Here is a 13,053-nt window from a genome sequence, read left to right on the forward strand (position 1 = left end):
TGATTCCGGACAACGCTCGGACCTTACGTATTACCGCGGCTGCTGGCACGTAATTAGCCGGTCCTTATTCCTATGGTACTGTCATGTTCTTCCCATAGAAAAGATTTTTACAACCCGAAGGCCTTCTAAATCACGCGGCGTCGCTGCATCAGGGTTTCCCCCATTGTGCAAAATTCCCCACTGCTGCCTCCCGTAGGAGTCTGGGCCGTGTCTCAGTCCCAATGTGGCCGTACACTCTCTCAAGCCGGCTACTGATCGCTGTCTTGGTGGGCCGTTACCCCACCAACTAACTAATCAGACGCAAGTCCATCTTAGAGCGATAAATCTTTGATGATAATCTCATGCGAGGCTATCATGTCATAGGGTATTATTCTTCGTTTCCAAAGGCTATCCCCTTCTCTAAGGCAGGTTACTCACGCGTTACTCACCCGTCCGCCACTAATCCACTTAAGTTCACTCCGAAGAGATCATTTAAGTTTCATCGTTCGACTTGCATGTGTTATGCACGCCGCCAGCGTTAATCCTGAGCCAGGATCAAACTCTCATTAAAAATTTGTAATGAGTGTCATTTTATTCTGACTCTTTCATTTACATCTGACTTATATATCAAATGCGTGATTTAAAATTCTTTTTCAAGAATCATTTTTGTAAAGAAATTAACTAGGTTAATAGTTGTTTTCGTTTACGATTTTTTCGATCTTTTAAAGATCATCAAAAATCATTGATATTTATTTGTTTAAAATGCTTTTGCATTTCTGGTTCAGTGTCTGGCACCTTTCGTGTGCTGACTATTATATAGTACCACACGTTTTTTTGCTTGTCAAGTTTTTTTATCATTTTTTTATGATTTTTTTGACTTTGAACAAGTTTCTCTCTTGCCGACATTTAATACTATAACACCCTCAATGTTCTTTGTCAAATATTTTTTTAAATTTTTCCATTATAAATTAAAAAAGCCCATTTTCTGGGCTTTTTATAGTTTATAGTGTGTTTTTATGATTTGAAGGTTTTCTTTTATCTCTTCTGTTAGGTCATCATAAGTTAGGAGTTCTTCTATATCTTCTTTGGCCTTTTCCTTATTTCCCAAAACAAGATTTATTTGTATCTTGTTGTAGGTCATTCTTGGGTCTTGTGGATATTTTTTAAGTCCTTGTCCTATGATTCCTAAGGCTTCTATTTCTTTTTTATTTAAATACAAGCTTATGGCATAGTCGTTGTAGAGTTCCCTAAAGTCTGCATTTAAGTCTAAGGAATTTTCAAATGCCATGATTGAATTTTCATATTGGCCAATATTTTGATAGGCAACTCCCAAATAATAATAAGCATCTGCCCTTTTTGTTTTTGATAGGAGTTTTGTTAGAGTTCTTACAGCTTGGTCGTTATTACTTTTTCCTATATAATAGAGGGCTTGTTCTATTTCTGCATTATCATCAATGGTCATTAGCTTATTTCTGATGTCATTTTTTGCTATTTCATCATCTGTTAATCTCAATGCATTATTATAATAGGACCTGGCCTTGATATATTCACCAAGGTTTGCATATATATTTCCTAGCTCATAATAAGAAAGTTTGAACTTTTCATCATGCTTTAGGATTTCCTGAAGAATTCGTAAAGCTTCTTTTACAAAGGAATTTTGATATTCTCCATCATCTTCATAGGCTATTGGCCATAGGAGTCTGGCATACAAATAGGTATTGTATTTATTTTCTGGCGCTAAAACATAGCCTGCCCTTGCCATTAAAAGTGCCTTGGTTTTGTCAGTTTCTTCGTAGTTTACTGACTTATTGGCTGTATAATCACCAATATTTTTAAGATATTTTTTCAATATCTTTTCGTAGTCTTTCCTATATATAAAACTAGGATCAATGGCTATATTTAATAGCATGGCTTCTAGAATTATTTCTAGATTTATCTCGCTTGCAAAATCTCCAGACTGGATTCCGTCTTTCATATCTTCCATATATATAGGAAGGGATATCCCTTTGAGGTCCTCGTTTGGACTTTCTTCTTTTAATTCTATATAGGCAAGCCTGTCTGTATATTTTATAAAGTATCCGTCTAAAATACCCATTAGCACCACCCCATGAACTTTCTTTGTCTGTAGGAATGTTCATTTAAGTGTTTGAACAAGATTCCCCTAAAGAGCATGAAGCCTGTGTGGATTGCACCAATTATGAGGCAGGCAATAATTTTGTCTATCCCCATTGGTTGGCCGATAGAAAATCTCATGCTTAGGTAAAATTCAATGCCAATAAATATTAGGCTGTAAAGGCCATAGTGAAGAATGTTGTTTTTTACAAAGTTTACTGATTCAACTATTGCATTTACCCCACTTCTACCATTTAGGTAAATTTGCTCATATATTGATGATAAGAGGATTTGGATAATGATTGTTACCACAATCCTCGCCCTTGCCGGGAAGTTCACCATAAGGAGGTTTACAAACATTTCTAAGAGATAAACCCAAAACATTGTTTCTATCATAGGGCCAAAGAAATTTCCCACAGCATTTTCTAAAGAAGACTTACCAGTATTTCCGAATTTTACGACTGATACAAGGCTTTGGACTACAAAGCAGGATATGATTACTCCTATGAAGTAGTTTACAATTCCGCCTATAGTCCCGCCTACGACACCAAAATTAAATTGGTTATTTTCAAAAATTGTATTTATTAAGATAAAAATGAAGACCATATAAGACTTGTTAATCTTTTTTATAGTTTCCTTAAAAGCTATTTTAGATACTACTAAAAAGTCTTTAATTTTATTCATTTACATCTTCTCCACAGTTCTAATTCCAAGTAGGCCTAGGGCTGTTTTGATTACTATTGCTGTTACATAGGCTAGGGCTAGTCTTTCTTCCTTTAATTTTTCGTCTTCTACCATGATTTTTGATGAGTTGTAGAATTTATTAAAGCTCTTAGCTATGTCTGTTAAGTGTCTTGTGATAAGTGATGGTTCGTATTTTTCCTTCGCTTTTACAACCACATCTTCAAAACCAGCTAGTTTTTTAACTAAGGTAAACTCTTCATCGCTTGTGATTTTTTCAATATCTAGTGGTTTGATTTCATCAATACCAGCCTTCCTTAGGACGGATTTTGCCCTTGCATAGGTGTATTGAACGTAAGGTCCTGTTTCACCATCAAAGTTTAATACCTCATCCCAGTCGAAAACATAGTCCTTAATCCTGTTGTTGTATAATTCTTGGAATTTAACAGCTCCAATACCTACTATTCTTGAAACTTCATCGATATTTTCAACCGCATCATCACGATTTTCCATGATTTCACGTGTCTTATCTATAGCTTTATTTAATACATCCTCCAAGAATACAACTTGGCCCTTTCTTGTTGATAGGGTTTGGTCTTTTAGACTTACCATACCAAAGGAGATGTGTTTGCATCCCTTATAAAAGTCATAGCCCATTAGTTCAAGGATTCTCCAAAGTTGTTGGAAGTGTAAGTTTTGTTGAGTGGCTACAACGTAGAGGTTTTCATCAAAGTTGTATTCTTTTTTTCTGTTGATGGCTGTTGCAATATCTCTTGTTATATAAGCAGATGAGCCATTTGACTTGATTATTATTGATGGTGGAAGATCAAACTCCGAAAGGTCTATAATTTGCGCCCCATCAGATTCTACAAGGAGGTTTTTCTCCTTTAGTTCTTCTAAAATCGCTGGCATATATTCTGAATAACAAGCCTCGCCCTTGTAGTTATCAAATTCTATATCAAGGAGTTTATAAACCCTATCAAATTCATTGAAGGAAATTTCCTTAAACCAAGACCAAAGTCTAGTAGCTTCTTCTTCGCCTTCTTCGAGGTTTTTAAATTCTTGACGTGCCGCATCCATCATTTCTTCATTTTCGCTTGCTTCTGTGTTATATCTAACGTAGAGGTTTAAAAGTTCTTGAATTGGGTTGGCATTTAATTTATCGTCATCTCCCCAAAGCTTATAGGCTGCAATCATGGTTCCAAATTGGGTGCCGTAATCACCTATATAGTTGGTTGCTATGGTATTATAACCCAAAAATTCGTGGATATTTCTAAGAGCGTCGCCGATTACAGTTGACCTGATGTGGCCAATGTGGAATGGCTTTGCAATATTTACTGAAGAAAATTCTACAATTGCAGTCTTTCCCTTACCCATGTCAGATTTTCCGTAGTTTTCTTTTTTCTCTATGATTGTGTTTATAACTTGGTTTTCGAATTTTTTCCTATCTAAGAAAAAGTTTATATAAGGGCCAACGTTTTTAACCTCAGCAAAATCTTCAAGATCTAAGGCACCAACAAGTTCTGTTGCTATTTGGGCTGGATTTTTCCTTAAAGTTTTTGCAAGTTGGAAACAAGGGAAGGAATAATCTCCCATGTTTTCTTGAGGTGGAATTTCTATTAATTGGTAAATCTCATCTTTAGATAGGCCTAATTCTTTGCCTTCTAATTTTTCAGCAATAATCTCTTTGTAATCTTTCATTTTTCCTCCTTAGGCAAATTTTACAATGGTAACGCCGTAACCGCCTTCTTCGTCATCTCCAAACCTATAAGATTTTATTCTCTTATCTGTTTTCAAATTTTCACTTACACCCTTGATTAGGGCTCCTGTACCCTTGCCGTGGATTATTTTAGCCTGGTCAAGCCCTGCTAACATGGCATCATCAAGGTATTTATCAAGGTTTCTCATGGCTTCGTCATATCTTTGCCCTCTTAAGTCTAAGCTTACAGAAATATTCATAGCCTTTTTTACACTATACACCTTATTGATGTTTTTCTCAGTTTGGTTTTCACCTTCAATCTTCTTGACGTTCTTAATATTTGAATCCATCTTAAGGATACCCATCTGAACTTTGATATTACCCTTGGCATCTGGTGGCTCAATGACTTCTGCCTTTTCATTTAGACCGGCTATAATAACCATATCTCCGATTTTCAACTCATCAGGAGCATCCTTCGATCTTTTTTGACCAAATCTGTCCTCTTGCCTTTCTATATAAGAATCCTTGTACTTATTTCTAATCTTGTTTAGGGACCTATCAATATCGCTTGTATTAGCATTTTTGGATCTTTTGGCCTCTTTGAGCATGGCCTGGCTTTCCTTATTAGCCTTGTCAAGGATTTGGTTAGCCTTTTCTTCAGCCTCTCTTATAATTTCTGCCTTGGCTTCGTCGATTTCTTTTGATTTGTTTTTGAGTTTATCTTTAATAGACTGGATTTCTCGTCTGTAGGCCTCGATTTGCCTGTTTTTCGCTTCCATCTCAGTCTTGTCGTCTTCGATTTGGTCTAAGATTTTGTTGATATTTTTGGTATCCTCGCCAATCAGACTTTTCGCTTTGTTTAATATCTCATCTGAAAGTCCAAGTCTTTTTGAAATTTCAAAAGCATTTGACTTTCCAGGTGTGCCTATTTCTAGCTTATAGGTTGGAGATAGGGTATTGACATTAAATTCAACTGAAGCATTCATCACCTTGTCATTTTCCATGGCGTAATATTTTAATTCGCTATAATGAGTTGTGGCAAAGGTCATAACTTCTTTTTCTGTTAGGTGGGAAAGAATTGAAATCGCTAGGGCCGCTCCCTCGATAGGATCAGTTCCCGAACCAATTTCATCAAGTAAGACCAAGGAATTTCCTGTCACATTTTCTAGGATATCCACAATATTTGTAAGAGATGCAGAAAAGGTCGAAAGACTCATTTCAATCGACTGCTTATCTCCTATATCTAAAAATATATCATCAAAAACATTTACTGTAGACCCTTCTTCTGCCGGTATAAAAAGGGCAGTTTGGGCCATCAAAGTAATCAAACCAACAGTTTTTAGGGAAACTGTCTTGCCTCCTGTGTTTGGTCCTGTGATTATAAGGGTGGTATAGTCTCCGCCAATTGCCACATCTATCGGCACAACCTTGCCAGGTAGGAGTGGGTGGATGGCCCCTTTAATATTTATAATTTTTTGATTATTGAGCTTTGGCAAAGAATAGTCATTCTCAAGGCCATATTTCGCCTTGGCCTGGAGAAAATCTATCCTTGCTATGATTTTCTGATTTTCTAAAATTTCTACATCGAATTTTTCAGCAAACCTTGAAAGCCTATCTAAAATCCTTCTAATTTCCGCTTCTTCCTTAAGCTCAAGGTCCTTATATTGGTTATTTAGCTCAACAATTGCCGATGGCTCTATAAATAAGGTGTTGCCTGAAGCTGACTTGTCGTGGACAATGCCGTTAATTACAGAACGCTTGTTGGTTTTTATTGGTACGACATACCTACCATCCCTTACAGATACCACCTTGTCTTGGAGGGCGTCCTCGTATTTTGAAGAAGTTACATAGGAATTAAGTTTATTTTTAATTTCTTCTTCCTTGCGGCGTAGGCTCCTTCTGATTGACAAAAGCTCTCTTGAGGCATTATCTGCGATTTCTTCCTCATTTAGAATCGACCTGTCGATTTCATCTTTGAGAAATTCATTGGTCGAAACCCTATCAAAAAGGTCAGAGATATATGGGTCATCAATGTTTCTGCTATATTCTTTCAAATATTCCGAAACTCTCAAAAGACTTAAAATTTTCAAAAGGTCAACTGGGTCGAGAATCCCATTTCTCCTGATATAGCCAACGATTTCTGTAAAATCATAAAGACCAAAGATGTCAATATTGCCATTTCTAGCAATCACCTTGGCCATAGCACCAGTTTTTTCAAGCTCATCTTCTAGATATTCCATATCTGTGGATGGTCTTAGGTCTAAGATTTGTTTTTTGACCAGGCCTGAGCGTGCCATAGCCGAAAGCTTTTCTAATATTTTTTCGTATTCTAAAACTTCTAGGCTTTTTGCCTGCATTAAATAACTCCTCTTTCGTAATTTAGCTTGTCTTTATAAGATTTATTTTTATAAGCGATGAGGTCCTCATCAGAGAAAACTGAAACAAGCATTGAAACCCCATTATCAAATAAATTTTCATCAAATCCAGCTGGATTAAATGGATATATTTTTGTGAGCGAATCCCTTCTTACAAGTTTCATCCTATCTCCATTTATAGATAAAAACTCACTATCCCTAAATTTGCAAGTCTCACAGCCCCTTAGACCACATTTTTTTATGGTTGAAAATGGGCAATGGACCATATTCATTAGTTCAATTCTACCAAAAGATAAGGCTTCCACTTGGTATCTTTGGGCATTTTTATTTATATTTGCAAGTGTATTTTCAACTGAAGATTCGATTTTTTCTGCAAAATCCGAATAAAAATCAAAGGCATAGGAATTTATAACGTTTAAATACCTGCCAATCCTTATTTTTATGCCCGCTTCTTTGAAATCCGCAATAAAATCCAAATCCCTGTAATTATTAAAAATCACACCCTCGATGGAATTAGCCTTTATATGTGAAATCAAGTCATCAATTTCATAGTCCATATGACTGTCAAGATTTAAATACAAAGAAAAATCCTTATATTTTGGGTCGTATGATTTTATGTAGACCTTATCAAATTCTTTAAGAAGACTTGGATTTATATCATTTGTCATAAGTTCAATATTTTTTTCAGGATTTTTCGTACTTGGGTCTTCAAGTTTTGGTTTTACTATTTTTATCGCTTGCCTTTTGTATTTTCCTGCAATTTTTCCCTTTAAAAGTTCAATCGCATCTCGCCTTAATTGATTTATGTCTTTTTTTCTTAGGAAAATTCCTTGATCTATTTTGATTTCAATATCAAGGGGCTTAAATATTTCATCCTTGAACCTGTCAAGATTATCTCTGATGCTTGCTTCATCCAGAGAAATATTTTGAGCAGACTCAATTTGATTTTCGCCGAAGGCAACAACTTCCATATCTTTATAAGATATTTTAAGTCGAGGTTTTTCGACAAGCCTTCCTTCAAAATAAAGGCTAACCGGCAAATTTTGATACGAATTAAGTCCCTCTTCCAAGTCATCTTTGATATTTTCTGAATTTAGCATTAAAATATCAGAATTTACCTTGGCATCACTATACTTATCAAGGAAAATTACCTGACCTTTCTTGTAATCTTCTGTCAAAGTCAGAGGTAATTTCTTTTCCCTATCTGTTGTAACTTGGAGATTATCTCCCTTGTGAAGGTCTGAATTAGCAGTAAAAGCTTTTTTGTTTTTTATTATGTCAACAATTCCTACAGACCTATGCTTAATATCTCCTTCTTTAAGGATATAGTCACGTCTTTGGTCGAAAATGAAACCTTTTGTATAACCTCTGTTTGAAATATCTCTTAGTTTTTCGCTATCATAATACTTGCCATTTACCTTTTTCTTATAGGCTACAACTGAGTTATAGACATATTCAGGGCTCTTCATCCTGCCTTCGATTTTAAGGCAATCAATACCGAGCTCCAACAAGGAGTCGAGATTGTCAATGACATTTAGGTCTTTCATATTTAAGTAATAATCATCGCCGTAAACTTTTCCATTATTTATAAGTTTATATTTTTGCCTGCAAGGTCCAGCGCACCTGCCCCTGTTGGCAGACCTCTGTCCAAAGTAGGAACTCATAAGGCATTCGCCCGAATAGGAAACGCAAAGTGACCCATGGACAAAAACTTCCTTTTCACAAGGAAGTTTGGCTATTTTTCTGATTTCTTCTATTGGTGTCTCACGGGCAATTACAATTCTTTTAAAACCCAAATCCATTAGGGCCCTGGCTCCGTGATAGTCTCTGACTGCCATTTGAGTTGAAGCGTGAAAATCAAGACCTGGCATCTGATCTCTTATGATTGAATAAAAACCAATATCCTGGATTAAAATCCCATCAACTCCGTATTGATAGAGTTTTTCTATATAGGAAATAGCCTTATCCATTTCAGAATCTTTGATAAGGGTATTCATGGTTATGAAAACTTTCCTATCGAAATAATGGATATAGTCTATGACTTCTTCAATATTATCTATGGTGAAATTTTCCGCATAGGCTCTAGCGCCGAAATCGTCAAGGGCCAGATAGAAAGCATCTGCCCCTGCTGCGATTCCTGCATAAAGCATATCCATATTGCCAACAGGTGCAAGGATTTCAGTATTAATCATCAATTTTTCCCTTCAAAATTTCATTTTCCTTGGTAAGGTCCATGGCTTGTTTTTGGAGGGCCTTTATTTTCTCCCTTAATTTGTCAGCATCATTTTCTGCTTTTGTTAAGTTTAAAATCTCTGCGTCCTTTTCTTGGAGGAGGATTTTTAAATCTTTTAGTTCTTCTTTTTTCTCTTCAAGGTCTGTCTTGTAGGTTCCGTATTCGTTTTTAAAGGTTTCTAGCTCATCTTTTAAGGCTGGGAAATTTTCTATAGCCTCTTTATTTTCCTCGTAATATTGCCTAAAGGATTCCTTATCCTTAAAATATTCATCAGCTATATTAAGACTAGCCAAAATAAGCTGCCTATCAAAAGTGAGCTTATCAGATTTTACATCTTTAATCTTGCCGTCAACATAAGCTGCTATTTTTTCTATACTCTCTTTTGATTCTTTGGTTACAAGAGGATATTTTACACCGTCAATTTTAACTTCAAGTCTAAGTTCGCTCACTTTTTTCTCCTATCCACGTAATACTATGTTTTTCGCCTTCAATTCTTCAAGGATACTTTCTTCCACGCCCTTGATATCTTCTTCCTTTAGGGTTCTGTCGGCTTTTCTGTACCAAACCCTATAAGAAATTGATTTTTGATTATCGGCAATGCCCTTGCCTGTGTAAATATCAAATAATTCTATCTTGTAAAGAAGATCACCGGCTTTTTCTTTCATGATATTTTCAATCAATTCTGATTCCACATCCCTGTCAGCAACAAAGGAATAGTCACGTTCTATGGCTGGGAATTTTGGAATTTGCTTATATTTTTTATCAGTAATTCTAGATTGGGCAATCTGGCTTAGGTTGATTTCTAAGATGATTGCACCCTTGTTTATATTATACTCTTCACGCACTTCATAGGAAATCTCGCCAATCACACCGATTTTTTGGCCAGCAAAATAAATATCAGCGCACCTACCAGCATGGAAGGCATAAAGATTTTCATTTGTCTTGTATGAAAACCCAGTAAAACCTATATTTCTCATAGCTTCTGTAAAGAAATCTTTCATATCATAGAAAGAATAATCTCCATAAAGACCCATGGTTAGGGTGAGATTTTCCTTTGGAAGCTGATCATTTGTCTTTTCAAAAGTCCTATCAAGTTCGAAAAATCTCATGTCTTTTTGGCCGTACTTGATATTTTTTGCAATAACATCAAGCATGTTGGCTATTTGAGTTGTCCTCATAACAGAGAAATCTTCGCCGAGCGGATTTATTAGGCTGATATAGTCCCTAAGTTTTGAATCCTTTGCAATACCTAGTCTGTCATATTCTCTTGGTGAAATAAAAGAGTAGGTCGCAAGCTCTGAGAACTTTTGTCCCACGAGTTTGTATTTTAAATCATCCCTTAAAAGTCTAAGTGGAGATCTCTCACCTTTTTTAAGTGAAGATACTAATGGCTTGGATTCAATTTTTCCCATGCCGTAAAGTCTTACAACTTCTTCTATAAGGTCAGCTTCGATAGAAATGTCGTTTCTAAAATAAGGAGCTTTTGCTGTTATTGTGTCTTCATCAATATCTTTAACTTCAAATTCCAATAATTCTAAGTTTTTAATTGCCTCTTCTTTGGTAAAGTCAACACCAGTTAGGGAATTTAGCCTGGTTATTCTTAGCTTAACTTCCTTATCGTCATTTTCTTTTTTGCCTTCATCAAAAGACCCGCCGATAATTGTACCTATGCCGAGTTCTTCAATTAATTTCATAACTCTTTTTGAAGCTATCTCTGGAGTTTCAACTGCAACTCCCTTTTCAAAGCGAGAACTTGCCTCACTTCTAAGATTTAGTTTCTTAGATGTATCCCTGATATTATCAGCGTCAAAACTTGCCGCCTCTAGGAGGATATTTTTAGTATCATTTGTAATTTCAGAATCAAAACCACCCATTACTCCTGCAAGGCCAATGGCTTCCTTATCATCAGCAATAACAAGCATAGATGGATCAAGTTTTCTTTCTTCGCCGTCAAGGGTTTTAATAACTTCACCCTCTTTGGCATCCCTTACTATAATTTTTTTGCCAGCTAGTCTATCAAGGTCATAAGCATGGAGAGGTTGACCAGTTTCAAGCATAACAAAGTTTGTAATATCAACGATATTATTAATTGGTCTCACACCTGCAAGCATCAAGTAATTTTGTAGCCACTGAGGAGACTTTTCAATCTTGACATCTTTTACAACTCTTGCGGTAAATCTCAAGCAAGAATCACTTTTGACTTCTACTCCATTTGCATAGTCTTTTATATCTTCACCATTTGTTGAATATTCTAATGAAGGATAAGCGATTTTTTCTCCAAAACTTGCTGCAGTTTCTCTTGCCATACCTATTATAGATAAGCAATCAGACCTGTTTGGGGTAATTTCATATTCTATAACTGGAGTATTTGAGAAAAGTGCTTCGCAAGCAGGTGTGCCTGGTTTAAATTCTCCAGCTAGGACAATTACTCCTTCTCTTAATTCTTTTGGAATTACAGAATCATCATAGCCAAGCTCGCTATAGGCTGTAAGCATACCTTGGCTTACAATTCCAAAAAAGTCATGGTCTTCGATAAGGATTCCATTATCCATCTTTGTGCCAGATGTGATTACTGGTAGAAAATCTCCCTTTTTTGTATTTTTTGCATTGGTTATAATAGTTATTGGTTCATCTCTTCCAATATCTATGGTTAAAACTCGTAGCCTATCTGCATCTGGGTGGTCTTTTTGTTCTAAGACATGGCCTACCACAATGCCTTCAAGGTCAGATGTGTGGATGGTAACTTCTTCTACGTGAGATCCAGTTTCAGAAAGTCTGTCTGTTACCCTCTTTAAATCTTTATCTATTTTTATATAATCTTTTTGCCATATTAAAGGTACTAACATTTTTCCTCCTAAAACTGTTCTATAAATCTCTTGTCGTTATCATATAATAGTCTGATATCATCAAGGCCGTATTTTACCATAGCAATCCTGTCAACTCCAAGACCGAAGGCGAAGCCAGTGTATTTTTCGCTATCAATTCCGCAAGCTTCAAGGACATTTGGATGAACCATACCGCCGCCTAAAAGTTCCATAGACCAACCGGTATTTCCACAAGCTGGACAACCCTCACCCATACAAATAGGACAGGTCACATCTACTTCTAGAGATGGCTCAGTGAATGGGAAGTGGTGAGGCCTATATCTAAGACTCATCTTATCTCCAAACATTTCCTTGATGAAGGTCTCTAAAGTTGCTTTAAGATTTGCCATTGAGACGTTTTCATCAACTACAAGACATTCTAGCTGGTGGAACATTGGTGAGTGGGTTGCGTCAACTTCGTCATTTCTAAAAACCCTTCCGGCAGAAACCATCTTAATTGGAAGTTTGCCCTCATTCATTACCCTAATTTGCATAGAAGAGGTGTGAGGTCTTAATAGGACTTCCTCATTGATATAGAAAGTATCTGATGTAGACCTAGCTGGGTGGTTTTTGGGACTGTTTAGGTCGTCAAAAACATATTTGACTGTGTCAACCTCAGGGCCACCAACAACATCAAAACCCATATTTTGGAAAATTGTTTCAAGTTCTTCCATAGTTTGGTTTATAACTGACAGATGACCTGATTCATACTTGTCAAAATGAGCTGTTACATCTATTTTTTCTTCTTTTATCTTTTCTTTTAGAAGTTCTTTTTTAATTTTTTCATTTTTTTCTCCAAGTAAAGATTCAATTTCCTTGCTAGTTTGGTTTATTAGCTTACCTGCACTTGGTTTTTCCTCATTAGGTAATTTTGCTATTGACTTTTTAAGGTCAGTAATAGTTCCCTTTTTACCTAAAAATTTTATCCTAAGTTTTTCTAGGGCTTCAAGACTCTCTGCTTTTTCAATTTCTGTCTTGGCTGTTTCTAAAACTTGCTTTAAATTCTCTTCCATTTTTCCTCCAAATAAAAAAAATCCGTCCTCTACAAAGGACAGATATAGCTCTGCGGTACCACCTTAATTGATTTATAAATAAATCCGCTCATTACTT

At 36.0% G+C, this 13,053-nt stretch carries 8 protein-coding genes and 1 rRNA gene; all 9 read right to left on the bottom strand.

Going from position 1 to position 13,053, the window contains the following annotated elements; all coding sequences use genetic code 11:
- Window positions 1-550 (bottom strand): 16S ribosomal RNA (locus J2Z38_RS04305); the annotation flags it as partial.
- A 423-nt stretch (window positions 551-973) separates the two neighbouring features.
- Entirely contained in the window at window positions 974-2,074 is a 1,101-nt protein-coding gene (locus J2Z38_RS04310; RefSeq protein ID WP_209772854.1) for a tetratricopeptide repeat protein, read from the bottom strand.
- Window positions 2,074-2,775: a hypothetical protein gene (locus J2Z38_RS04315; protein WP_209772856.1), complete on the bottom strand. Its 702-nt coding sequence runs from the start codon at window positions 2,773-2,775 to the stop codon at window positions 2,074-2,076. Before J2Z38_RS04315 ends, J2Z38_RS04310 begins: the two co-directional genes overlap by 1 nt.
- The gene (argS, locus tag J2Z38_RS04320) at window positions 2,776-4,473 is read right to left on the bottom strand and encodes an arginine--tRNA ligase (RefSeq protein ID WP_209772857.1); all 1,698 of its coding nucleotides are present in this window, start codon (window positions 4,471-4,473) and stop codon (window positions 2,776-2,778) included.
- Between the two features lie 9 nt (window positions 4,474-4,482).
- Window positions 4,483-6,828, bottom strand: a complete 2,346-nt coding sequence (locus J2Z38_RS04325; protein ID WP_209772858.1) for an endonuclease MutS2 — start codon at window positions 6,826-6,828, stop codon at window positions 4,483-4,485.
- Window positions 6,828-9,038 carry a peptidase U32 family protein gene (locus tag J2Z38_RS04330; protein ID WP_209772859.1) on the bottom strand — a complete coding sequence of 737 codons (2,211 nt, stop codon included), beginning with the start codon at window positions 9,036-9,038 and terminating at the stop codon, window positions 6,828-6,830. Before J2Z38_RS04330 ends, J2Z38_RS04325 begins: the two co-directional genes overlap by 1 nt.
- Window positions 9,031-9,528 (bottom strand): cell division protein ZapA, encoded by a 498-nt coding sequence (locus tag J2Z38_RS04335; RefSeq protein WP_209772861.1) that lies wholly within the window; start codon window positions 9,526-9,528, stop codon window positions 9,031-9,033. Before J2Z38_RS04335 ends, J2Z38_RS04330 begins: the two co-directional genes overlap by 8 nt.
- Window positions 9,529-9,537: 9 nt before the next feature.
- Window positions 9,538-11,925, bottom strand: coding sequence for a phenylalanine--tRNA ligase subunit beta (gene pheT / locus J2Z38_RS04340; RefSeq protein WP_209772862.1), 2,388 nt, complete (start codon window positions 11,923-11,925; stop codon window positions 9,538-9,540).
- 8 nt (window positions 11,926-11,933) lie between these two features.
- The gene (gene pheS, locus J2Z38_RS04345; protein WP_209772864.1) at window positions 11,934-12,956 is read right to left on the bottom strand and encodes a phenylalanine--tRNA ligase subunit alpha; all 1,023 of its coding nucleotides are present in this window, start codon (window positions 12,954-12,956) and stop codon (window positions 11,934-11,936) included.
- Between the last annotated feature and the right edge of the window lie 97 nt (window positions 12,957-13,053).

Origin of the sequence: Anaerococcus degeneri (assembly GCF_017874475.1) — a bacterium.
Lineage (GTDB): Bacteria > Bacillota > Clostridia > Tissierellales > Peptoniphilaceae > Anaerococcus > Anaerococcus degeneri.